The organism is Sphingobium cyanobacteriorum (genome assembly GCF_030580935.1).
Classification (GTDB): Bacteria; Pseudomonadota; Alphaproteobacteria; order Sphingomonadales; family Sphingomonadaceae; genus Sphingobium; species Sphingobium cyanobacteriorum.
Genome location: NZ_JAUQOM010000008.1, coordinates 156,372 through 179,673, shown reverse-complemented (window position 1 = coordinate 179,673; position 23,302 = coordinate 156,372). Strand labels below are relative to the sequence as shown.

General features: G+C 60.1%; 25 protein-coding genes and 1 pseudogene. 16 read left to right on the top strand and 10 right to left on the bottom strand.

Annotation, left to right across the window (positions count from 1 at the left end; translation table 11 throughout):
• Positions 1–19: 19 nt before the first annotated feature.
• Together Q4610_RS15520 and Q4610_RS15515 are read right to left on the bottom strand one after the other, a co-directional pair.
• Complete coding sequence (locus Q4610_RS15520; protein ID WP_304536871.1) at positions 20–1,762, bottom strand: N-acyl-D-amino-acid deacylase family protein; 1,743 nt, start codon at positions 1,760–1,762, stop codon at positions 20–22.
• Positions 1,763–1,857: 95 nt separating this feature from the next.
• Positions 1,858–3,594: an N-acyl-D-amino-acid deacylase family protein gene (locus Q4610_RS15515; RefSeq protein ID WP_304536870.1), complete on the bottom strand. Its 1,737-nt coding sequence runs from the start codon at positions 3,592–3,594 to the stop codon at positions 1,858–1,860.
• A 263-nt stretch (positions 3,595–3,857) separates the two neighbouring features.
• Here Q4610_RS15515 and Q4610_RS15510 point away from each other — a divergent pair, with 263 nt between their 5' ends.
• The 3 genes from Q4610_RS15510 to Q4610_RS15500 are packed head-to-tail and all read left to right on the top strand — an operon-like array spanning position 3,858 to position 5,137.
• Entirely contained in the window at positions 3,858–4,310 is a 453-nt protein-coding gene (locus Q4610_RS15510; protein ID WP_304536869.1) for an Lrp/AsnC family transcriptional regulator, read from the top strand.
• 2 nt (positions 4,311–4,312) lie between these two features.
• On the top strand, positions 4,313–4,792 hold the full coding sequence (locus tag Q4610_RS15505; RefSeq protein ID WP_304536868.1) for an Lrp/AsnC family transcriptional regulator: 480 nt from the start codon (positions 4,313–4,315) through the stop codon (positions 4,790–4,792).
• A gap of 27 nt (positions 4,793–4,819) precedes the next feature.
• Positions 4,820–5,137 (top strand): transposase, encoded by a 318-nt coding sequence (locus tag Q4610_RS15500; protein WP_336622875.1) that lies wholly within the window; start codon positions 4,820–4,822, stop codon positions 5,135–5,137.
• Between the two features lie 84 nt (positions 5,138–5,221).
• Here Q4610_RS15500 and Q4610_RS15495 read toward each other — a convergent pair whose 3' ends face one another.
• On the bottom strand, positions 5,222–5,569 hold the full coding sequence (locus Q4610_RS15495) for a hypothetical protein (protein ID WP_304536913.1): 348 nt from the start codon (positions 5,567–5,569) through the stop codon (positions 5,222–5,224).
• On the opposite strand from Q4610_RS15495, the gene Q4610_RS15490 reads away from it, so the two are divergent.
• The gene (locus Q4610_RS15490; protein WP_304536909.1) at positions 5,467–5,808 is read left to right on the top strand and encodes a PaaI family thioesterase; all 342 of its coding nucleotides are present in this window, start codon (positions 5,467–5,469) and stop codon (positions 5,806–5,808) included. The two genes, Q4610_RS15495 and Q4610_RS15490, sit on opposite strands and share 103 nt — an antisense overlap.
• 146 nt (positions 5,809–5,954) lie before the next feature.
• Entirely contained in the window at positions 5,955–6,791 is an 837-nt protein-coding gene (locus Q4610_RS15485; protein ID WP_304536866.1) for an SDR family oxidoreductase, read from the top strand.
• A gap of 206 nt (positions 6,792–6,997) precedes the next feature.
• Here Q4610_RS15485 and Q4610_RS15480 read toward each other — a convergent pair whose 3' ends face one another.
• Positions 6,998–7,354 (bottom strand): hypothetical protein, encoded by a 357-nt coding sequence (locus Q4610_RS15480; protein WP_304536908.1) that lies wholly within the window; start codon positions 7,352–7,354, stop codon positions 6,998–7,000.
• A 42-nt stretch (positions 7,355–7,396) separates the two neighbouring features.
• Positions 7,397–7,537, bottom strand: a pseudogene (locus tag Q4610_RS15475) (IS701 family transposase); the annotation flags it as partial.
• A gap of 282 nt (positions 7,538–7,819) precedes the next feature.
• Between Q4610_RS15475 and Q4610_RS15465 the strand changes: the two are divergent.
• On the top strand, positions 7,820–7,978 hold the full coding sequence (locus Q4610_RS15465; RefSeq protein ID WP_304536912.1) for a hypothetical protein: 159 nt from the start codon (positions 7,820–7,822) through the stop codon (positions 7,976–7,978).
• Positions 7,979–8,292: 314 nt separating this feature from the next.
• Here Q4610_RS15465 and Q4610_RS15460 read toward each other — a convergent pair whose 3' ends face one another.
• Both Q4610_RS15460 and Q4610_RS15455 read right to left on the bottom strand, forming a co-directional pair.
• Complete coding sequence (locus Q4610_RS15460; RefSeq protein ID WP_304536865.1) at positions 8,293–9,849, bottom strand: fatty acid--CoA ligase; 1,557 nt, start codon at positions 9,847–9,849, stop codon at positions 8,293–8,295.
• A complete protein-coding gene (locus Q4610_RS15455) occupies positions 9,846–10,838 on the bottom strand; it encodes an NADPH:quinone oxidoreductase family protein (protein WP_304536864.1) in 993 nt (330 codons plus the stop codon). Before Q4610_RS15455 ends, Q4610_RS15460 begins: the two co-directional genes overlap by 4 nt.
• 145 nt (positions 10,839–10,983) lie before the next feature.
• Here Q4610_RS15455 and Q4610_RS15450 point away from each other — a divergent pair, with 145 nt between their 5' ends.
• The 6 genes from Q4610_RS15450 (at position 10,984) to Q4610_RS15425 (ending at position 17,475) form a co-directional block, all read left to right on the top strand.
• Positions 10,984–12,147: an acetyl-CoA C-acetyltransferase gene (locus Q4610_RS15450; protein ID WP_304536863.1), complete on the top strand. Its 1,164-nt coding sequence runs from the start codon at positions 10,984–10,986 to the stop codon at positions 12,145–12,147.
• 41 nt (positions 12,148–12,188) lie between these two features.
• A complete protein-coding gene (locus Q4610_RS15445; RefSeq protein ID WP_304536862.1) occupies positions 12,189–12,968 on the top strand; it encodes an SDR family NAD(P)-dependent oxidoreductase in 780 nt (259 codons plus the stop codon).
• Position 12,969: 1 nt separating this feature from the next.
• The gene (locus tag Q4610_RS15440; RefSeq protein ID WP_304536861.1) at positions 12,970–14,049 is read left to right on the top strand and encodes a CaiB/BaiF CoA transferase family protein; all 1,080 of its coding nucleotides are present in this window, start codon (positions 12,970–12,972) and stop codon (positions 14,047–14,049) included.
• Positions 14,050–14,270: 221 nt separating this feature from the next.
• The gene (locus Q4610_RS15435) at positions 14,271–15,818 is read left to right on the top strand and encodes an acyl-CoA synthetase (protein WP_304536860.1); all 1,548 of its coding nucleotides are present in this window, start codon (positions 14,271–14,273) and stop codon (positions 15,816–15,818) included.
• Positions 15,819–15,836: 18 nt separating this feature from the next.
• Positions 15,837–16,013, top strand: a complete 177-nt coding sequence (locus Q4610_RS15430; protein WP_304536859.1) for a hypothetical protein — start codon at positions 15,837–15,839, stop codon at positions 16,011–16,013.
• Between the two features lie 40 nt (positions 16,014–16,053).
• Complete coding sequence (locus Q4610_RS15425) at positions 16,054–17,475, top strand: aldehyde dehydrogenase family protein (protein ID WP_304536858.1); 1,422 nt, start codon at positions 16,054–16,056, stop codon at positions 17,473–17,475.
• 61 nt (positions 17,476–17,536) lie between these two features.
• Here Q4610_RS15425 and Q4610_RS15420 read toward each other — a convergent pair whose 3' ends face one another.
• From Q4610_RS15420 to Q4610_RS21830, 3 genes are all read right to left on the bottom strand, one after another.
• Positions 17,537–18,337, bottom strand: a complete 801-nt coding sequence (locus tag Q4610_RS15420) for an SDR family oxidoreductase (RefSeq protein ID WP_304536857.1) — start codon at positions 18,335–18,337, stop codon at positions 17,537–17,539.
• Positions 18,338–18,463: 126 nt separating this feature from the next.
• Positions 18,464–18,736 (bottom strand): hypothetical protein, encoded by a 273-nt coding sequence (locus Q4610_RS15415; RefSeq protein WP_304536856.1) that lies wholly within the window; start codon positions 18,734–18,736, stop codon positions 18,464–18,466.
• The gene (locus Q4610_RS21830) at positions 18,733–18,945 is read right to left on the bottom strand and encodes an SDR family NAD(P)-dependent oxidoreductase (protein WP_425262576.1); all 213 of its coding nucleotides are present in this window, start codon (positions 18,943–18,945) and stop codon (positions 18,733–18,735) included. Before Q4610_RS21830 ends, Q4610_RS15415 begins: the two co-directional genes overlap by 4 nt.
• Before the next feature lie 308 nt (positions 18,946–19,253).
• On the opposite strand from Q4610_RS21830, the gene Q4610_RS15410 reads away from it, so the two are divergent.
• The 4 genes from Q4610_RS15410 (at position 19,254) to Q4610_RS15395 (ending at position 23,203) form a co-directional block, all read left to right on the top strand.
• Complete coding sequence (locus Q4610_RS15410; RefSeq protein WP_304536855.1) at positions 19,254–20,000, top strand: enoyl-CoA hydratase/isomerase family protein; 747 nt, start codon at positions 19,254–19,256, stop codon at positions 19,998–20,000.
• Positions 20,001–20,131: 131 nt separating this feature from the next.
• Positions 20,132–21,337, top strand: coding sequence for an acyl-CoA dehydrogenase family protein (locus Q4610_RS15405; RefSeq protein WP_304536854.1), 1,206 nt, complete (start codon positions 20,132–20,134; stop codon positions 21,335–21,337).
• A gap of 13 nt (positions 21,338–21,350) precedes the next feature.
• Entirely contained in the window at positions 21,351–22,457 is a 1,107-nt protein-coding gene (locus tag Q4610_RS15400) for an acyl-CoA dehydrogenase family protein (RefSeq protein ID WP_304536853.1), read from the top strand.
• Complete coding sequence (locus tag Q4610_RS15395; RefSeq protein WP_304536852.1) at positions 22,454–23,203, top strand: nitroreductase; 750 nt, start codon at positions 22,454–22,456, stop codon at positions 23,201–23,203. Before Q4610_RS15400 ends, Q4610_RS15395 begins: the two co-directional genes overlap by 4 nt.
• Positions 23,204–23,302: the final 99 nt, after the last annotated feature.

Sequence of the window (23,302 nt, the reverse complement as noted above, 5' to 3'; positions counted from 1 at the left end):
TCCCGCCCAGTTTGATCGATCAGGCACCGTGCCGAAGCAGCTTACCTGAATGGGCGCCGGTCGCCGTTCCGTCCTCGAACGTGACCTCACCGTTTACGATGGTGTACCGATAGCCTTCGGACTTCTGGACCCGACGCCAGTCGCCGCCCGGCAAATCGTGCAGCGTCAGATACTCATTTTCCGGCGTGCGCTTGAGATTGGCGAGATCGTAGACGACGATGTCAGCGGCCGCACCCTCGACCAGCGTGCCGCGGTTCTTGAAGCCGGCGATCCGGGCGGGCAGCGCGCTCAGTGCCGCGTGCGCTTCTTCCAGCGTCAGCGCACCCTGGTCTCTTACCAACCAGGACAGGAAATCGGTCGTGTAGGTGCCGCCAATGAAATATTTGGTGTGTGCGCCGCCATCCGAGATACCGGGCATGACGACCCCGGACCTGATCATCTCCGCAGTATATTCGGCACTGGGTGCCCTGACGAAGGGTGACATGAACTCGGCCATCAGTTCGCTTTCGGCCGCGATATCGATGAAGGCCTCCAGCGGGGTGTTACCCCGTAGTTCGGCAATCTCGCCCACCGTCTTGCCGATCAGCGGCGAGAGTTCCGCCTTGCCGCCATCGCCGGTCAAGCGATAGATTTCGAGTGGAGCGCCCTGCACGCCAAGCATGTCGATGATCGGTTTTTCGGCCAGCATCGCTTCGCGCACCTCGGGCTTGCGCAGGTTTTCGAGCCGTTCGGCGGGTGACCCCATCAGCGCGGCCTTCCACGACGGCGCTATATCGAAGCCGTTCCAGGTGGTGAAATTGAACTGTTGCCAGTTGCGGTTGGTTTCGCCCTGGCCATAGATTTGAAGGCCTCGCTCCTGACACGACTTCAACCACTCGATCGGCGTGCGGTGCAATTGCGGCATGCCGGCGGTTGCCGCGATAATGTTGTGAATGATCGGACGGCCGGAAATCTCCGCCAGCTTCTCCTCCCATTCGAACACACGGGTATCCATGAAAGAGTCGGCCAAATTCTCCTTGCCGATCGGCGCGTAGGTCAGCTGGATGATACCTTCGCCACGTTCCTTGAGCACTTCGGCAAAGGCATAACCTTCCTCATCAGTCATTATATCGGTGACCATCGGCGTGCCGTCATAGTCCGGCTGCACCGAATTCTCGCCAAGGCGCTGGACCGACCACCCCATCGCGCCATGATCCATCGCCTCGTGGATCAGGCCTTGAATCTTCTTGAGCTCTTCTTCGTTCGGTCGGCGTGACTTTGCCGCCTGCAACCCCATTGCCCAGATCATGATCGGGGTGAGCGGAGCGAAGGTCAGCACGTTCACGCCCTTGGGCGTACGCTCGACACTATCGAGAAACTCAGGGAAGGTCTCCCAGTCCCAGGGCATACCCTGACGCATGGCTTCGAGATCGATCTGCTCGTTGCGTGTCATCGCCAGCATCGAGCGTTCACGATCCTCGACGCGGCAGGGGGCGAAGCCGAAGCCGCAGTTGCCGATCACAACCGACGTCACGCCATGCCAGCCAGAGATTGTGCAATAGGGGTCCCAGAACAGCTGTGCGTCATAATGGGTGTGCAGGTCGATGAAGCCGGGAGCGACGATCAGGCCCGTCGCATCGATAACACGCCCCGCGTCCTTGGCGGACAAGTCACCGATCGCCGCAATCTTGCCATTCGTCACGCCTAGATCGGCAATTTTCCGTGGCTCGCCGGTTCCGTCGACGACCGTGCCATTGCGAATTATCAAATCATATTCAGGCATGAAACTCTCCCGGTGACCATTTTGGCCTATTAAAGTTCGCTTCGCTCGAGGGCAGCGCGCCCCCGGCAAAGTCTGGATGGCAGATGACTGCCTGTTTATTCCGCGGCCTCGCTGAACGCCGCGCCGTGAATGCTGTTGGTGATCATGCGGCCCGGCATCGCACCAGTAGACCGCCCTGACCGAAAGATCGGCTCGCCGTTGACGACAACCCAATCGATGCCTTCGGCGCGGCAGACACGCCGAAACTCGTTGCCAGGCAGGTCGAAAAGCACCTCGTAGCGGTCACGATCATAAGTGATATGTTCGAAATCATAGATGTAGAGGTCCGCCGCCTTGCCTTCGACGAGCGATCCGCGATCGTTGAAGCCGAACACGTCGGCCACCTTGCTCGACAGCAGATTGTGCAGCCGCTCCAGACTGATGCGCTGTTCCTCACGCGCCATCCACATGATCATGTCGGTTGCGTATTGGCCACCGGCAGAAAACTTTACGTGGGCGCCGCCATCGGAAGTGCCGAGAAGGACTCGATCGTGGTCGAGGATCTCGCCGAGCTTGACCGGATCCTCGCTGACCGCCGCTGTCGTGCGGAAATCAGCCATCGCATTGGTTTCTGCGACGATATCAAACAACACGTCAATTGGCGCGGAGCCGGTGGCTTGGGCAATTTCACTCACCAGCATGTTCTCGAACTGCGCGAACCGGCTGCCCTTCGCATCGGCCAAGCGGTGTGTTTCCACTGGACCACCGGCGCCAAACATCATGTCCGGATCATATCGCTCGCGCGCTCTCTGGCGGAAGCCTTCGTCCTTCGCGATCGCCGCCTTCGCTTCGGGGCCGACATGGAGGCTGAACTCCGTGAACGGCTCCACATTCTGCCACAGCGTATCGATATAGGTGACGTTGAACTCGACCCAGCCGCGCTGCACCAGCGCCTGACTGTAAATGTCGAGTCCCTCGGCATGGACCCGGTCGAGCCACGACATGATATCGAGATGATAGCGCGGGTTTGAATCGACGGCATTGATCACGTTATGTACCACCGGCCGGCCTGACGCCCGCGCCAGCTCTTCGACCAGAAAACTGTTGTTCACCGAATTGAGCTGCGCGAGACACTGGATAACACCCTCGCCACGTTCACGAAGAACGCCGGCCAGAAAGACCGCGTCCTCGGCAAACATCGTGTCGCTCGGCATCGGAGAGAAATCGATGTCCTTGTGGCTATTGAACTCGCCTAAATGCGACAAACCAAAGCCGATCGCGCCAGCGTCCATGGCTTCGTGGAGAAGATCGCGCATCCGCGCGCGTTCAGCCACGGTAGCGCGGCGGGTCTTGGCCCCCTCGACGCCCATGACGTACATCATCAACGAGTTCAGCGGCATGTAGGCGGCAAGGTTCACGCCCTTGTGGAGGCGCTTCATATGAGCCATCCATTCGGGGAAACTCTCCCACGTCCACGGCAGCGCCTCCCGCATAGCGGGCATCGGAACCTGCTCGGTGTTTTCCATCATCAGCATATATCGCTCACGATCCTGCGGCCGGCAGGGCATGAAGCCGAAACCGCAGTTGCCGACGACGACCGTGGTATTCCCGTGCCAACTCGAGTTGGTGCAGTAGGGGTCCCAATGGACCTGCGCGTCATAGTGAGTGTGTGGATCGATAACGCCCGGAGCGACGATCTTGCCCATCGCGTCGATCACACGCCGCGCCTTGCCCCGATCGATCGACGGATCGATCCGCTCGATGACACCATTGGCGATGGCGATGTCGGCACGGACCCGCGCCGCGCCAGTGCCGTCGACAACGTTCCCGTTGGCAATCACCAGATCATACATCGGGTCTCTCCACCTCGTCAGCTCTGACCGGCTGATTTCAAGAGGTCTACGCCTTCACGAGAAATAGTCAATTTGGTTTCGGCACATTTTTTCACATAATGGTTTTTAATATGAGGCCAATGTAGCTTTTCCCTACTTTTTAAGCGCCATATCTGCCGTTTATATGCATTTTTTTAGATTGCCGACGAAGCCTGTATGACAACTATGCTCACCGGCATCGAGTCGGAGAGCCGGACGACACTGCGAAGGATGGAACGGCGTTGATGGAAACCGAGCTCGATGAAACCGACTGGAGGATCATTGAGGAACTGCAGGCCGATGCCCGGCTGCGCAACAACGAGATTGCACGGAGGCTTGGCATATCAGAAGTGACGGTCGGCAGCAGGATACGCGCGATGGAAGACAGCGGCGCGCTGCGAATCGTTCTACAACGCAACTTGGGCGAGGAATATCTTAGCGTCCTCCTCTTCATCAATGTCGTGTCGGGCGACGTCGCCGCGATTGCGAGACGACTCTACGAGATCGAGGAATGCCTGGCCGTTGTCCTCATGGTGTCAGATCCCGATATCCTCATGCATGTCTATGTAAAGGACGTGGGAGGCCTTGATGATCTGATCAACCGCGAGAGCGAACGATTCAAGGACGTATATTTTGAAGACATGTCGATATCGACCAAGCTCCTGAAATTCGACAACATCCACCGGGCTGAGAGTTGATCATGAAACACGACGATCTCAACGAAAAGATCTTCAGCATCCTCAGCAAGAACGCCCGCACCAGCAACCGGGAAGTGGCTCAGACGCTGGGGATCTCGGAAACCGCAGTGCGCAAGCGGTTGCTGGCTCTCGAGCACCGGCGCTCGGCCAAGCTGACCGCACTGATCAGCGCCACCGCCGCAGGCATGAGCGCGTCGGCAATCGTACGCCTTCAAGTCGAGCCGAACCACGCCCACAATATCGCGGGTAACCTTGCCCGCGTGGAACAGGTTTCCTACGTCGCATTGGCCACCGGGCGTTACAATATCACCGTTCTGGTCAACGCCACAGACCGGGAAGCTCTGCTCGACACCATCCGCTCGCTGACCAAGGATCATCCCGCGATCCACAAGGTCCGCGTCCTGGAGACGGTTGCAGTCGCGGGGATGCGACCCGACGTGACGTTCATACGGGGTCTGGATGACTCCGACTCGCGGCAATAGCGATGTCGGCATCCGCCTCCCTGGCGGATGCCAGGTCATGACGATGAAGCACTGTCATTGGACTTGTATCGGATTTGCGGCGGTCACCTGAACGACTGCAAGGGCGCTGCACTGATGATCGACGTCTTGCCCAAAGCCCAAGCGCTACTGGCCGATCGTGGCTATGATGCCGACTGGTTCTATGCCGCCCTGACTGAGAGCGGCATCACCCCCTGCATCCCGTCAAAGGCCAACTGCAAGGCTCCGATCCCACACGACGCTGTGCTCTACCGCCAGCGCCACAGGGCCGAGAACATGTTCGGAAAACGCAAGGACTGGAGGCGCGCGGCACGGTCCCTAAGATAAGAAAAGGCTGCAGACCGCACGCAACGGGAAAGCGATGCGGCTTCATTCCGGTCGAGGGCTGGCCGATGCGATTTTCGCGTAGACTCACAGGCAGAAGGGCCATTGGCCTTGCGCGATCCGATGACCTATCCTGCAGATATGCGCCGGCCGGGATTCGCACCCTGCAATGACTTTCGCAACCTTGAGCTGTGTATTCGAATAAACGCGATTTTCGTGCCGGGTCTGCGGAGTACATGCGTAAATTTTGGAGCAAGCGCCACAATGGAAATCACATACGGTCTGCACAGACTCCGCGGCGTCATCGACGGCCGCATCGAGGCGCCGCGTATCTGGAAAATGATGGGGATATCCATCCAAGGCGCCGAGCCCGGCAAGGTGACCTTTCGCGGACAGCCGACCGAGGATCACACCAATGGCATCGGCAGCATCCATGCACGATCCTCGACAGCGCGATGGCCACTGCGGTTGCGAGCCGACTGGACGAGAACACGCGCTATACCACCGTGGAGTTCAAGATCTCTTTCATCCGTCGGCTTGAGCCGGGCTTGACGGTAAATGTTGTCGGTTCGGTTCTGAACTGCGGGCGCCGGCTCGCCACCGCCGAGGCGGCAATCCAGGATGCGTCCGGTCGCCTTATGGCGCATGGCACCACGACCTGCATCATCTTGTGAGCCGACGATAGAATGTGGCTTTAACCTGATGTCGCATATACCGGCGGTTCAGCCGCCCATCGGATCACGGCAACAATATTGATTATTGGATTAATTACACCTATGGCATACTCCGCTTTTTAATGATGACGGGGCGCTAAATCGTCGTGACCAACTATATCGAAGGCAAGTCGATCATCGTGACCGGGGCCGGTAGCGGTTTTGGGAAGTTGTTGAGTGAGAAAGCCGCTGCCGCTGACGCTCATGTGACCTGTGTTGACATTAATGCCCACCATCTCGACGAAGTCGTCGGCGGCATCATCCAAGCCAAGGGAATCGCACAAGCCGTCGTCGCCGACGTGTCTGATATCGACGCGATGCGCGCCATGTCGGCCAGCGCCGTGGCGGCCTATGGCCGGATCGACGTCATCGTAAACAATGCAGGCGTCATGCCCCTGGCCTTTTACGCCGATCATCAGCATGCGATTGGCTCTTGGCACAAGTGCATCGACATCAATCTGAAGGGCGTGCTCAACGGGATCGTATCCGTCTATGACCAGATGATGGCGCAAGGAGAAGGGCATGTCGTGAACGTCTCCTCGATTTACAGCCACCATCCCGTCGCTGGCGCAGGGGTGTATCAGGCCACCAAGATCGGTGTGCGCTACCTTTCGGAATCGCTGCGGGTTGAGGCGCAGGGCAAGATCAAGGTCACCGTCATTCGGCCCACTGGCGTCCCGGGAACCGGCCTTGGCGCCGGAATGGTCGACCCCAAGGCGCTTGTCGGCATAGCAGGGCAAAATACGTCGCTGTATCTAGGCGAAATGCATGCGATGATGGGGGGCTCTCTGGATCCCGCGCTGCTCGACAAAAACACGATGGGCTACATCGCACTCGACCCGGCGATCATCGCCGACAACATCCTTTACGCCATCAATCAGCCCAAGGGCGTTAGCATCGGCGACATGACTATCCGATCCTCAGGCGAACATTTCATCCTTTGACCTGTGCCGGCGCGAGCGGAAAGGCCAATAGTGATTGCATGTGAGGTGGATGTCAGTTGGCAAACCGTAAATTACGCAATCAGGGAAATTCGGTTCGATCCGGTTCAATGTGAACGGGAACGAGGATTGCCGAAGGGGAATTTCCTTGGCAGCCCTCTCGATAACGTCCGGCGAGCAACTCCAAACTGCGAACGAAACGGATTAATTTAGTCCCACGTCCCCGGACGGCAACGGCTTGATGAGGATGCCGTCGAGCAGAGTTTGGACGAAGTGCTCGATAAAACGGCACTTGCGTTCTTCGTCCACTTTTTTGCGTTAAACACATGTTCAAGCTGATAGCGCCCGGTAAACAACTGGTCGCAGGCGCCGACCACCTGGACATAGAAGATTATTGGATCGATCGGACGAAACACACCGGCGCGCCGGCTTTCTTCAAGTATCCGCCTCTGCACCTCGCCGACAGGGCGGGAGAACTCCGTGGCGATCGCGGGACCGAAATAGTCAGGATCGTCCATCAGAAGCTGGGTAAGCGAGGTCTGACGGCCGCCTTGCGCAGCGCCCATTCGGGGAGATGATTGCCGCTCTTTGAGCGGGGTGGCCGATGTCGGACGAGATTGAGGATTCGGGGAGTGGTGCAAACGCGGTCGTCCGCGCCCGGCCACAGGAAAGATCAATGGCACGTCGGCAGGGTATAGCTTCTGGTGCCTGGGAATGCCGACCGCCCAGCAAAGCCCGCGTGCGGTCATGCATCACGACCGCCGCGTGCCACCCAAGCGCCGCCACGAGAAGCAGCGGTAAAGTATATTAGCACTACTTTGGCAGAAACGGGATTTCAGTTGATGATAGAGGACAGCCGCATCGAGGACATTGAGGGGGTGGTGGTCGGGACAGGCGTTCAATGATGGCTTGCCTGACCGCTGGCAGACTGGGCTGAGGCGGTGGTCCTGAGACTCTTTTTTCCGCTCCACTTGAGCGATGCGGCGGGTCTGTAGGAAAGCGTAGGCCATCATTGTCATCAACGCGTGACGATGGCCTATGACGCTCTGGCCGAGTTGCCACAGCATTTCAGCACGATTCCCAAACGGCATGACCGGGAGCTGAAGGCGCATGTCGATGCGCTTCGTTTCGATGAGAACTGGTACAAGGTGATCGGCGGGGACCGTGACGAGGGGGCCGTGACCGTGTGACAGCTTTCCGAGCCTGTCGAATTCGCGGCCAAGCTGAACGACCGCACGGTCAACTTTGTCCCCATCGACACGCTGGACGAAGCGCTTAGGGCGTTCAACTCCTATACGCAGACGGTCGCCATCTATCCCGAAAGCCTCAAGGCGCAAATGGCCAACGTCATTCCCCTTTACGATGTACAGCGCATCCTATCCTTGGGCTATGCGTGCCTCGGCTCCCTGGCCAGTCCGCAAGATGGCATCGAACCGATGCGTCGCATGGGCAAATGGATTAGAGCCCTGTCCAGCCGTGGCGACGATGCGCCAAGGGCCGCCCCCTAGTTGACAGCCCTGTCCATACCAGCCCAGAATGGCTCACGCAGCAGGCGCCGCATGATCTTGCCACTGGGATTACGTGGCAATTCCTGGCGGACGATCACCTTTTTGGGCACCTTGTAGGCGGCGAGACGCTCGCGCGCCCATTGCAGCAGTTCCCGCTCGTCCACCGCACCGTTTGCGGGCACGACGATCGCGGTGACCGCTTCACCCCACCGGTCATCGGGTATCCCGATAACCGCTACTTCCGCAACGTCCGGGTGCGAATAGAGCGTGCTTTCCACTTCTGCGGGATAGACATTCTCCCCCCCGGAAATGATCATGTCCTTGAGCCGGTCCTGGACAAAGAGATAGCCGTCCTGGTCCAGATAGCCCGCATCGCCTGTACGCATCCACCCGCCGATCAGCGCGTCCGCAGTGGCTTCGGGCCGCTTCCAGTACCCGATCATAGTGGTGGGCGACTTGATCATGATCTCGCCAATGACACCAGCGGCGACCGGGGCGAGCCGCTCATCGACAATCTTGAGCTCGACCCCTGGCAAGGCCCTGCCCGCCGCCGCGAGGCGTTCTCCGCCATTTGCATCGTGATCCTCTGGTCCAAGCGAAACGACAGTCCCGCACGTTTCGGTCATGCCGTAATTCTGCACGAAGCCGCAGCCGAACACGTCGATCGCTTCGCGCAGCAGGCCGAGCGGGATCGGCGAGGCGCCGTAGAGAATATATTTGAGCCGCGAGAAGTCGGACTTAACCACATCCGCATGACGCAATACCGCCTGAATAGCGGTCGGCACCAAGAAGATCCGGCTGATCTGTTCGCTGGAAATGAGGTCAAGGATCTGGCCCGCATCGAACTCCGGCATGATGATCGACCTGGCACCGTTGTAAAAGGCGACCAGCCCCCACCCCGTACCTGCGATATGCGCAACGGGCATTGTTAGAAGCGATACGTCATCGCCGTGCCATTGATCCCACGCGATATTCTCCGCAGCGCAAAGCGGGCGCAGCGGAAAAATATTGCAATGGGTCAACATTGCGCCTTTGGGGCGCCCCGTCGTCCCCGACGTATAGAGCTGGATGATCGGCGCTTCGACATCGACCGGCGGCAGCGCGCCGCCGTTCATGTCCGAACCGTCGCGCCATTGTTCATAACCCTGCACGCCGCCGATAGGGCCCTCCGTCGATATGCACTTCAGCGTACGATCCGCGGCCAGGCGTTCGACCATGTCGAGAAACGCCGGTTCGAAGAAAATCACGGAAATTTCCGAATCGTCGATCAGGAAAGCGATTTCCGGCGCGGTCAGTCGCCATCCGATCGGCACCATGACTGCGCCAGCCTTCGACGCGGCGAACAAAAGCTCGAAATACCGATCGCTGTTCTTGCCGAGATAGCCGATCCTTTGTCCCGGCAACACGCCGACACCGGCCAGTGCGCGCGCCGCGGCAAAGCTCTGTGCGTCAAGCTGTGCGAAGCTCGTGAGCCGATCGCCGAATTCCAGCGCTATGGCATCGCCGCGTGTCGCAGCATGGCTGCCCAGCAGTGCGCAAAGAGAGTTCGTCATATCCTGTTCTCCAACGCCACTTCGACAACCGATTTTCCATGCGCCTGCCGGTTGCGCAAGCGCGCCAAGGCTTCCTGTGAGTCACGAAAGGCTATCGGCTGGATTCCCGTCGGCCGCAGCACGCCATCGGCCAGGGCCTGGGCGACCGGCGCGAATGTCGGGCGAAACAGCGTGACGTCGCCCCGCACCGCCCCGCCCCAATCGACCCCGATAATGTCGGCTCGCCGGAGCAGCGGCAGATTCAACGGCAGACGGGCGATCTCTCCCGACGCAAACCCAAGCACCAGATGCCGCCCGCCGATCGCCAACAGGCGAAACGCCGGTTCCGACATGGCGCCGCCGACAGGATCGAATATAATGTCGACAGCAGCCTTGCCGATCTCCGCCTCAACCGCGCGGCGCCAGTCACCGCCGCTATAGTCCATCACGATGGTGGCACCCTGCATATTTGCCGCGCGGCGCTTTTCCTCATTGGATGCCAGCGCGATGGTACGCAGCCCCAGCATGCGGCCAAAGTCCAGAGCTGCCATGCCCAGGCCGCCGCCGGCCCCCAATACGAGCATGGTTTCGCCCTTGGCCGGACGCCCGAGCCCCTGTAGGCCGAACGCCACGGTCGTATAATTGGTCACACAGGCGGCCGCGGTGAGAAATGGCAGGGCATCCGGTATCGCAACCACAAGCGCTTCGCGCGCCAGGGCATATTCGCCCAACCCGCCGCCCGCGACCAACGCGGCCACGCGATCGCCTGGTTTGAGCGAGGTCACGCCCGCGCCCACGGCATCGACACATCCGGCCACTTCATTGCCAGGCGTGAAGGGCAAGGGCGGCTTGACCTGATATTCGCCCGAACAGACCAACGCATCGACAAAACCCAGACCGGCGCAGGCGACCTTCAGGCGGATTTCGCCGATACCAGGTTCAGGAATAGCGACCTCCCGGCTGCATAGTCGAGGAAGCGGGCTGAACGCCTCGCACACAAGTGCGGCCATCGTCATCCTCAAAAACAAGCTCCCTCAACATGGCGACCGCGCCCGGCCATGCTCGGCAACAGGCGCTATTCAATTGTTCGATTGATTAGCCGAGATTTGGGTGATATCGCAAGTCCAAGTGCATGGCAAAATTGAGGAGCATCGATTGTCTGAGGCATATATCGTCGCCGCAACGCGGACCGCTGGTGGCCGTCGTGGTGGTCGCCTTGCAGGCTGGCATCCTGCTGATCTGGGCGGTCTCGTGCTGGATTCGCTCGTTTCGCGGGCGGGCATCGATCCTGCTGCGATTGACGACGTGATCTTGGGGTGCGTCACGCAAGCAGGTGAGCAGTCGCTTCATGTCGGTCGCAGCGCCGTGCTGGCATCCTCGCTCCCGATAAGCGTCCCGGCCGTCACCATCGATCGGCAGTGCGGATCTTCCCAGCAGGCGCTGCACTTCGCGGCGCAGGCCGTGATGTCGGGCACGCAGGACGTAGTTATAGCCTGCGGCACGGAAAGTATGACGCGCGTTCCCATGGGCCTGGCGATGACGCCGGGCGTCGGCGAGGGCGCGTGGAGCCAGAAGATTCTTTCACGCTTCGGTGTCGATGGCTTCAGCCAGTTCAAGGGCGCGGAAATGATCGCCGCGAAATACGGCTTCACGCGTGAAAGGCTGGATGCGTTCGGGCTGGAAAGTCAGCGTCGGGCAGCTGCCGCGATCAAATCGGGTGCCTTTGCGGACGAGTTAACGGCCGTCGATATCGTGACGCCGGAAGGCAAGGCCGAACAGCATCTGATCGACGAGGGCGTGCGGTTTGACGCCTCGGCCGAATCGATCGCTTCGGTCAAGCTGCTCGTGGAGGGCGGCACGCTGACGGCGGCGACGTCGAGCCAGATTTGCGACGGCGCATCGGGCGTGTTGGTCGTCAATGAGCGGGCGCTCAAGGCGCATAATCTGACGCCGCTGGCCCGCATCCATTCGATGACGGTGACGGCCGGCGATCCTGTAATCATGCTCGAAGAGCCGGTTCCAGCAACGCAGCGGGCCCTTGCGCGTGCCGGCATGAAGATCGGCGACGTCGATCTTTATGAAGTGAACGAGGCGTTCGCGCCGGTTCCGCTCGCATGGCTTGAAGTGATCGGCGCCGATCCTGAGAAGCTTAACGTCAATGGCGGCGCGATCGCGCTCGGTCATCCGCTCGGCGCATCGGGCACGAAGCTGATGACGACCCTGATCCACGCGCTACGCGCACGGGGCAAGCGCTATGGTCTGCAGACCATGTGCGAAGGCGGCGGCATCGCCAACGTGACCATTATCGAGGCGCTCTGAGCGTCTCGGCCACCAATCAAAGTTATATAAGGGGAATATCAGTGGAAATTGCGGGTAAGTCGGCCGTCGTCACGGGTGGCGCGAGCGGTCTTGGCGAAGCGACGGCAAGGGTGCTTGCGGCAGAAGGCGTCAAGGTCGCGATCTTCGACCTTAATGAAGAGGCGGGCAATGCAGTCGCGGCTGAACTGGGCGGCGTGTTCTGTAAGGTCGATGTGACCAATGACGCCAGCGTCGACGCCGGCTTTGCTAAAGCGCGCGCGGCTCATGGCCAGGAAGCGATTCTGGTGAATTGCGCTGGCACTGGCAACGCGATCAAGACGGCCGGGCGGGATCGCAAGACTGGCGATATCACCCACTTCCCGATCGAGGCGTTCGACAAGATCGTCCAGATCAATCTGGTCGGCACGTTCCGCTGCATCGCCAAATCCGCTGCCGGCATGCTGACGCTGGAGCCAGGCGAAAATGGCGAGCGCGGCGCGATCGTCAACACGGCAAGCGTTGCGGCCGAGGACGGCCAGATCGGTCAGGCCGCCTATTCCGCGTCGAAGGGCGGCGTCGTGGGCATGACCCTGCCGATCGCGCGCGACCTCTCGTCCGAAGGCATCCGCATCAACACCATTTTGCCGGGTATTTTCAACACCCCGCTCTTGAAGGGCGCGCCGCAAAATGTGCTCGATGCGCTGGGTGCACAGGTGCCATTCCCTAAACGTCTGGGTGATCCAGCGGAATATGCCAGCCTTGCGATCGAGATGATTCGCAACTCCTATTTCAACGGTGAGGACGTCCGCCTCGACGGTTCGATCCGTATGGCGCCGCGCTGACATGAGCGGGCCGCTTTCCGGCATACGGATCATCGAAATGGCCGGCATCGGCCCTGGGCCTTTTTGCGGCATGATGCTTGCCGATCAGGGTGCCGAGGTTATTTTGGTGCATCGTCCGGAAGGCGTGCCCGATCTGCGTGATCCGCTGATGCGCTCGCGCAAGCTGGTAGCTGCCGATCTGAAATCTCCTGAGGGACAAGAGCGCGTCCGCGCGCTTGTCCGCTCGGCCGACGGCTTGATCGAGGGCTTTCGTCCCGGCGTCATGGAACGGCTCGGACTCGGCCCGGATATTCTGCTCCAGGACAATCCGCGCCTTGTCTATGGTCGCATGACGGGGTGGGGCCAGAACGGTCCCTACGCCCAGGCCGCAGGTCATGATATCAATTATATCGCGCTTGCCGGAGCGCTCCACAGTTATGGCCGCGCCGGTGAAAAGCCAACCCCGCCCATCAATATGGTGGGTGACTTCGGCGGTGGCGGCATGCTGCTGGCATTCGGTATGGCGGCAGCGCTGCTCGAAGCGCATCGCAACGGCCAGGGTCAGGTCATCGACTGTGCGATGGTCGATGGCGCCGCTTTGCTGATGAGCATGATCTGGGGTTTCCGCGCGACGGCGGGATGGAGCGAAGAGCGGGGCACCAATCTGCTCGATACCGGCTCGCATTTCTACGACAGCTATGAGACTGCGGACGGCAAATATATCGCGCTCGGCTCCATCGAACCGCAATTCTACAGCCTGCTGCTCAAACTTACCGGCCTGGCGGAGGATCCTGCATTCCAGGCACAGATGGATGAGGCCGCCTGGCCGGTCCTCAAGGCGCGATTGAGTGCACTTTTCCTTACCCGTACGCGGGCCGAATGGTGCGCGCTGATGGAGCATAGCGACGTATGTTTCGCGCCCGTCCTGTCGATGAGCGAAGCACCTGCCCACCCGCATAACGCCGAACGCGGCACTTTCGTGGAGTTGGAAGGCGTCGTGCAGCCTGCGCCTGCACCGCGCTTCTCCCGAACGCCGGCGGCAAGCCCGGTCGTCGCGGCTCCATTTGCGGACGCTAATTTCGAAAATTTAGTCATCCCATAAGCCGGGAATTAGTCAAAATGTCAGGAGAGCATGTGTACACGGTCGCCGACCAGATTTCGCGGTCATGCAAGCCGCTTCCTTGCCGGTCGTCGATCGGCTTCGCCATACATCTGTCACCCTCGCAGAAACGCGGCGGCCTGCCGCGCGACCTGACCCATGCCCCGTCATTTGGTTAGCAGATAGCTGACATCCTGCCGTTAATTCCAAAATCGAGAACCGCCATGCACCCCTATATCCACGCTCAAGCAAATCCCGACAAACCCGCCATCATCATGTCGCCTAGCAAGCAGACGGTGACATACGGAGAGCTTGACGCCCGATCCAATCAGGGTGCTCATCTGTTTCGGTCGCTTGGGCTGAAAGCCGGCGACGCGATCGCAGTGTGCATGGAGAATAATCCGGCCTTTTTCGAAATCGCATGGGCAGCGCAGCGCTCGGGTCTCTACTTCGTACCCGTATCGAACAAGCTCCAGACCGACGAGATCGCCTATATTCTTTCTGACAGCGGCGCAAAGGCGCTGGTGATCTCTGCGGTGCTGAACGACCTGCCTGCCCATTTGCTCGAACGGGGGCTCGATCTCGCACATTTCGCGCTCGGCGGACCGATAGCGGGCTATCGCGATTTTATCGCCGAGCGTGCAGCGCAACCGACCACGCCCATCGCCGATGAGCAGGCGGGCACCGAGATGCTCTATTCGTCCGGCACGACCGGCCGACCCAAGGGCATTAAGCCGCGCAAGATTGATAATCAGCCGATCGACGGGCCTGACGCAGTGGCAGATGCGCTCGCCAATCTCTATGAAGCGACAGCCGACAGCATCTATCTTTGCCCGGCGCCGATCTATCACGCAGCGCCATTACGCTATGTTATGGGGATGACACGGCTGGGCGGCACGGTCGTGGTCATGGAAAAGTTCAGTCCCGAAGACGCGCTCGAAGCGATCGAACACTTCAAGGTGACGACCGCGCAATTCGTGCCGACCCACTTTGTCCGCATGCTCAAAATGCCTGAGGAAGTCCGCAACCGTTACGACGTGTCATCGTTGCGGGCGGTGATCCATGCGGCGGCCCCTTGCCCGATCCCGATCAAGGAAGCGATGATGGACTGGTTCGGTCCCATCATTCACGAATATTATAGCGGCTCCGAAGGCAATGGCGGGACCTTCATCTCGCCGCACGAATGGCTAACACACAAGGGGTCGGTCGGACGACCGCGCATCACCAAGCTGCACATCTGCGACGAAAATGGCAATGAGTTGCCGCCGCGCTCGGAGGGCACGATCTATTTTTCGGGCGGCCCAAGTTTCGAATATCACAACGACAGCACCAAGACGCAGGAGTCGCGTCATCCCCACGGATGGACCACACTGGGCGATGTCGGTTGGGTCGATGAGGAAGGTTATCTCTACCTTACCGATCGCAAGAGCTTCATGATCATCTCGGGCGGCGTAAACATCTATCCGCAGGAGCTCGAAAACCTGCTCGTCACGCATCCCAAGGTGGGTGACGTGGCAGTGATCGGCGCGCCGGACGAAGAAATGGGCGAAAAGGTCGTGGCGGTCGTTCAACCCCTCGACTGGGCGGACGCCAATGACGATTTCGCCGCCGAACTGATGCAGTTTGCGCGGGCGCACCTCAGTCATGTCAAGGCACCGCGTCAAATCGATTTCATGGCGGACCTGCCCCGTCATGCCACCGGCAAGCTTTACAAGCGCCTGCTCCGTGACAGCTACTGGGCTAAGAAGGATCAGCCCGCCGTCAGAGCCTGACTTCGTCAGGATCCTCGAATGACGCATGATCTTGGCGATTTCGGTGCGACGACGCCGACATGGATCGAACAGAATTGTCCAGCGGACATGCGCTCCCCGGTCATGTCCGAGGACGATGACGCGGCAAGACGGTTGACCAATGGATTGGACGACCAACCATTGACGCGCTTTCGGCAAGAACAGACATTTGGATGAACGTGTGGGCGCACGTCGCCGACAGAGTGAGAGGATCATCATGGCAGACTTTTTCAATAATTTCGCGATGACCATAGACGGGCAGAGCATAAGCTCCGCAACGACGGTCGACGTCATCAATCCCGCGAATGAGGACGTCGTCGCCAAGGCGCCCGATTGCTCGCGCGAACAACTGGACCAAGCTGTTGCCGCCGCCCGCAAGGCATTCCCCAAATGGCGTGCAACGCCGCTGGAGGAGCGTCGCCGCCTGGTTGCGAAGATGGGCGAAGTCATCGCCCAGCATGCCGATGATTTTGCCCGTCTGTTCACGCTGGAACAGGGCCGTCCGCTCAAGGGGGCGCGTATGGAGGTGGATTTTTCCGCTTTCTGGTGCGGCGCCATCGCCCAGCAGGAGATCCCGGTCGAAGTGACGGAGGACTCAGAGCAGCGCCGATCCGAAACCCGTCACGTCCCTCTGGGCGTCGTCGCGGGCATCGTCCCCTGGAATTTCCCGTTCAACCTGGCCATCTGGAAGATCGCACCCGCGCTGCTGACTGGCAACGCGATCGTGCTCAAACCCTCGCCCTTCACCCCGCTCACGATGCTCAAGCTTGGTGAATTGATGCAGGAGCATCTGCCGGCGGGCGTGTTCAATGTCATCAGTGGCGGTGACCAGCTTGGCCCATGGCTGAGCGCCCATCCGGGGATCGACAAGATCAGCTTTACCGGCTCCACGCCGACCGGCAAGCGCGTCATGCAAACGGCCGCGGAAAATCTGAAGCCTGTAACGTTGGAGCTGGGCGGCAATGACGCCGCGATCGTGATGCCGGATGTCGAACTCGATAAGGTCGCCGACAAGCTGTTCGGTGCATCCTTCGCCAACAGCGGCCAGCTATGTGTCGCGATCAAGCGCATGTATATTCATGAGGACGTCTACGACCAGGTGGCCGATGCGCTCGTCACGCGTGCCCGCGCGGCGAAAGTCGGCAACGGGCTGGAGCAAGGCAGCAATTATGGCCCGATCCAAAACCGGCCACAGTTCGAAAAGGTCAAGGATTTGATCCGCGACGCCCGTGAGAATGGCCTGAACTTCCTGGTGGGCGGCGATGTACCGGAAGGCGGCAAGGGCTATTTCGTGCCGCTCGCCATCGTCGACAATCCCCCTGAAGATAGCCGCGTCGTACAGGAAGAGGCATTTGGTCCCGTGCTGCCGCTGATCAAGTTCAGCGATATCGATGACGTGATCGAGCGGGCGAACGCTTCCGACTATGGGCTTGCCGGGTCTGTTTGGTCGGCGGACAGCCAAGGGGCGATCGACATTGCTGCGCGCTTGGAAACGGGCACCGTATGGGTGAACGAAACCCAATATATTATGCCATGGACACCGTTCGCTGGTCATAAACTGTCGGGCTTCGGCGTCGAAAACGGACGGGAAGGCCTGCTCGAATTCACAAAGCCCCAGACCATTACCGTAGCAAAATAGCAGGCGTTGCGGGGCTGCCTCTCTTTCTGAGATCAGCCCCGCAATCTACTGTTCTTGAGGGCTATTCCAGCCCCAGCGCCAGCGGATGCTGTAGCATCAGCCCGCCGTCCACGACGATCACCGCACCATTGATATAGCTGCCCGCAGTCGACGCGAGCAACACCGCGACGCCGCCCAGTTCCTCGACCCTGCCCCAGCGACCGAGCGGGATCATCTTGCTTTCCCGTTCCAGCCGTTCCGTGTCCTGGGCTATCTGGGTCGTCATGCTGGTCGTGAACCGGCCCGGTGCGATCGCGTTGACCGTAATATTGCGCGGCCCAAGTTCCAGCGCCAGCATACGGGTTGCATGGTGCACCGCCCCCTTCGCCAGGCCGTAGGCGAACGCACCGCCACCCTTGGCCATTTCACCCGCGATCGAGCCGACATTGATGATGGAGGCCGGCTGATCACGGCCTGTACGGGCTGTCAGGCTGCCAAGTAGCGCCTGCACCAGGAAGAAGGGCGCCTTCAGGTTGATCTGAAAGGACTTGTCCCACCCTTTTTCGGAATATTCCTCAAAGCTGCCAACCCATCCCAGCCCGGAATTATTTACCAGTATGTCGAGCCGCTTCTCCCTCTTGCGGAACTCGGCCGCGAGCTGCTGACAGCCGGCAACCGTCGAAAGATCAGCCGCAATCGCGACACAGTTTCCTTCCGGCGACATCTCGGCGGCGGCCTGTTCCAGAACCTGGAGCTTGCGCGAAACGATATAGACCTTGGCAGCACCGGCGTCGATCAGCGCCTGTGCGATGCCGCGTCCCAGCCCGGTGCCGCCGCCCGTCACCATGGCGATCCTGCCACTCAAATCAAAAGATACGCTCATATCCTGCTCCTTTTTGTCAAATTTCGCCGAGTTTTGCGCTGTTCGTCACCGGGCAGCTTCGCTGCGGGATCATATCTGTTCCGCCGTGCCGCTTGTGTTAGGAAAATTCGATCGGCGGCTCGTCAGTCAGAAAATGTAGGCGGCATGATGTGCGACGTCCCCCGCGCTGGGCACGACGTCGGCCTGCATCCGCCTGCGCGACCCCGCCATCATCTTGCCCGTGTGCAGCATCGACAGATCGCTCACCATATGGAGGAAGGTGGGGGCGATACGGTCAGGCCCGCTCTGCACGACAAGATCGTGCGGCCAAAGGCCCTCGGTCAATCGCGTGGTGGCGACCGGACGCCAGCGTCCGGACGCGCATGCCGTATCGGGCGCCTTCGGTTGGACAGGCCTCATATTCCCGCTTTGGCGGCCCCATAATTGCCCTGTCCGAAATTGGCGACCATCCCGGAACTGGACGATGTGTTAACGATGACGCCCCTCCCCGCCTTCTTCATCCATTCGAAGATCGATCGGGTAACGGCGAACGTGCCTTTGACATGGACCGTAATCACCGCGTCCCAATCGCTTTCCTCGATGGTCGTAAAGCTCCTGTCATGCGGCATTGTTGACGAAGATATCGACGCCATCGAAGGCGCCGAGTGCGGCCCTGAGCAAGGCGTGCCATGTCGCCGACATCGCCGGCATTGGCGATGGCTTCGCCTTTACCCCTCAACAATCCCATAGCGCGCCTTTTCAAAGAGAGATCAACTGTTCGATTATCTGCGGCGTAGCGGAAAGATCACCGTAGGCAAAGCCGGCGACATCGTGCAATGGGTTTGGCGCGATTCACTGCGGCTCATTAGTTGATCGATGAACGGTGGCCAAGCTTTGGCGGCATTGCCGACCCCGATCAACAGGAAAGGAATGATAGATGCCAGAAGATCTCGTCCTGCGCGAAGATATTGACGGGCTCGCGCTCCTCACGCTTAACCGCCCTGACAAATTGAACAGCATAAATCATGCGATATTCGAACATCTCGAACGCCATGTCGCTGACTTGGAACGGGCAGATAGCGGCATTGGCTGTGTCGTGCTGCGTGGCGCAGGCCGCTGCTTTTCCGCCGGGCACGACCTCAGCGACATCAGCGCAGGCGAGGCGCAGGATTTCGGCTACGAATCAAAGGTGATAGAGCGGCTGGCATGCCTGCCCCAGGCCGTCATCGCTGCCGTTCATGGCCATTGCTACACCGGCGCCCTGGAACTGGCACTCGCTGGCGACATCATCCTGGCATCACATAGTGCGCGCTTTGCCGACACGCACGCGAAATGGGCGCTGACTCCAGTGTGGGGCATGACGCAGCGACTGCCGCGCCGGGTCGGTTTTGCCAAGGCGCGTGAAATGATGTTTACCGCCAAGACCTATAGCGGCGCGGAAGCATTGGCCATGGGCCTTGCCAATGCGTGCTACGACGACGACCTGTTCGAGCAGGAGGTCATCGCCTTTGCCCGCCAGATACTTGAAAATTCGCCATTCAGCGTTGCCGGCTACAAGCGGTTGATGGAAGCGACGGACGGTATGCCGGTTCGCTTCGGCCTGGCGCATGAAGTACATAATACTGAGGGAGTCGGGCCAGACATGGCGGAACGAATTGCCCGCTTTGCCCAACGGAAGGGGTGACGGCATTAGCGAACGAGCGTCCGCTTCGATGGCCTATATCGAAGCTTTACGTCCGCGCGCGTTGCGGTTATTTCATCGAATGATTAAGGGATGGCGGATTGATCCGCAGATCCCAGCCAAGGACCAGCGCCGTGAATATCGACTTCAGTGAAGAGCTTGAGGCATTTCGTCGCGAGGTAGCCGATTTTCTGGATACGGCGCCCACCCCGGCGATCCGCGAAGCCGGCAGGAAAACCACCAGCGTATTCGCACCCTTCAAGGAGGTGATGGCGTGGCACCGCATCCTGCACGCCAAGGGCTGGTCCGCGCCGGCGTGGCCGGTCGAATATGGCGGGACGGGCTGGTCGGTCGAACAGCGCTATATTTTTGCCGAGGAACATTGGAAGCGCGACCTGCCGCCGCTGCTGCCCAACGGATTGCAAATGGTTGGGCCGCTGATCATGGAACTGGGCACACCTGAACAAAAAGCGCTTTACCTGCCCGGCATCCTCGCGGGTGAAGATTACTGGACGCAAGGCTATTCGGAGCCCAATGCAGGGTCCGATCTTGCATCCCTGTCCTGTTCGGCGGTCGCGGACGGTGACGACTATATCATCAACGGCCAGAAGATCTGGACCACGCTTGCGCATGAGGCGAACCGCATGTTCATGCTGGTGCGCACGAACAAGGAGGCCAAGAAGCAGGCGGGCATCACCTTTCTGCTGCTGGACCGGATGGACTATCCCGGGATGGTCGTGCGCCCGATCATCGGCCTGGACGGCCTGCCTGAACAGTGCGAAGTGTTTTTCGATAATGTGCGCGTACCGCAGTCTGGACGTGTCGGCGCGGAAAATGATGGCTGGTCAGTCGCCAAGCAACTGCTCAAGCATGAACGTGGCGGCGCCGCACTCAGCCCCATGCTCCGCCGCAAGATGGCGCTGATCCGGCAGGCGGTGGTCGACGCGCCGTCGCCCCATGGCGGAACCCTCGCAGACGATCCGATCTTCCAGCGCGATCTGGGGGAAGTGGAGGCTGAACTGGTGTCCTATGAAGCGTTTGAACGGATGATCCTGACGGGTCATCCGATCGGCAATGACCCAGCCATGCCGTCGCTCAACAAGATCATGAGCACTGAAATGACGCAACTGCTGGGCGTCATGCAGGCGCGGGTAGCTGGCCTGGGTGCAGTGCCGCAACAGGTAGAGGCGCTGACCGTCGATCCGGCGGCTGAACCTCTCGATGACCTGTTTAGCCTGACCGCCATGCCTTTCTATCTCAACGCCCGCGCGACCAGCATCTACGCCGGTACGAACGAGATCCAGCGCGACCTGCTCGCGCGCACGCTCAACGCGGCCTGAAGGATTATCGACGATGGATTTCACCTTCACCCAAGAACAGGAAATGCTGCGCGACGCAGCGGCGCGCCTGCTTTCGCAGCACTATGATTTCGATCAGCGCCAGCGCATCGTCGGTTCGTCCAACGGCCGGTCAGTCGAGATGTGGCGGCAGTTTCAGGACATGGGCCTGCTCATCACCGCCTTCGCAGAGGATCGGGGCGGTTTCGGCGGCAAGGCATCCGACATTCTGGTGATTTCAGAATTGCTTGGACAGCATCTGGTCGTCGAACCCTATCTGCCTTCCATTCTCTTCGCCGGTCGCGCGCTCGCGCGGATCACCGATCATACTGGCGCGAGCCGCTGGCTCGACCGTCTGATGGAGGGAAGTGCCCTGGGCGCCCTTGCGCACGAGGAAGGGCGGGGCACCGCGCATATTCATGCGATCGCGACTACCCTGTCGTTGGATGGCGACGCTTATGTCCTGAACGGCGAAAAGCGTCTTGTGCTGGCAGGCGGAGACGCAGATTTGTTGGTCGTCACGGCAAGAACGTCCGGCGGGGCGCTTGCGCTGCTGTTGGTCGATGCCGCGCAAGTCGGCGTGACCCGTGATGCCTATGTGACGATCGACGGCCGGCGTGCGGCGAACATCCGATTCGACAATGTGCGGCTCGACGCCGATGCGGTGGCGCTGAACGATGCCGCAGGCGTGATACAGGATATCGTCAACGACGCCATCTTCGCCCTCTCGGCCGAAGCCGTCGGGTCGATGGGCGCTTTGCTCGCCGCGAGCGTTGAATATGCAGCAACGCGCAAGCAGTTCGGAGTGGCGATTGGCTCATTCCAGGCGCTGGCGCACCGTCTCGCCGATATGAAGCTCGCTTTTGCAAAGGCGCGATCGACCTTATTCTACACCGCTGCGATCATCGAAAGCGAGCAGGCCGACACGCGCACCTATTCGCTGTTGAAGGCGCAGGTCGGGCGGCTGGGCCGTGCCATCGCGGAGTCGGCTGTCCAGATTCATGGCGGTGTCGGCACGACCGATGAAGTCGCGGTCGGTCATCATCTCAAGCGGATCATGACCGTCGACGCGATGTTCGGCTCGGTCGATTATCATCTGCGACTGGTCGGCGCCCCTGGATGACCGATCCCCCTGCATATGCAAGAGGTGCATGCATGACATATGACGAGGTCGTTCTGGGACGGCGCAGCATCCGCGGGTTTCATGATCGTCCGGTTCCCCGCGCCCTGCTGGAGGAGATTTTCGCGCTCACAATGCGGGCGCCATCCTCGGTAAATACCCAGCCTTGGAACTTCTACGTCGTGAGCGGACCACCGCTTGAGGCCATCCGCAAGGGGAATGTTGAGCGCAATCTGGCAGGCGTTCCCGATTCGCGCGAATTTCGCAAAGGTGGCGAATATGCCGGTGTCCATCGGGACCGTCAGGTGGAAATCGCCAAACAGCTTTTCGCCGAGATGGGCATCGCTCGCGAGGACAAGAACGCACGGCTCGATTGGGTCCTACGCGGATTTCGTCAGTTCGATGCCCCCGTTTCGATCGTCATCACCTATGATCGCTCGCTCATCGAAAGCGACATCGCCCCGTTTGATTGCGGCGCGGTAACGAACGCCCTTGTCAATGCCGCTTGGTCACGCGGCCTTGGCTGCTGCATCAATTCGCAGGGCATTATGCAATCGCCGGTCGTGCGGGAACATGCTGCGATTCCCGATGATCAGGTGATCATGATCTGTATCGCGTTGGGATTTCCAGACTACGCCTTCCCCGCCAACGCCGTGGTCTCACGCCGCAAATCTATGGCGGAGGCCGTCACCTTTGTCGGTTTCGATGAAGCCGGGGGCGCGACGCGGGAGCAAGCCGTTTCGGACTGAAGCCGAATTTTAAACGGTCGCTGGTTGGACCGTGATTATTGGTCGTTTCAACAGGGAAAGCCCGGAGGCGTGTCACCGCTGACCTGCCCTGGGAAATCG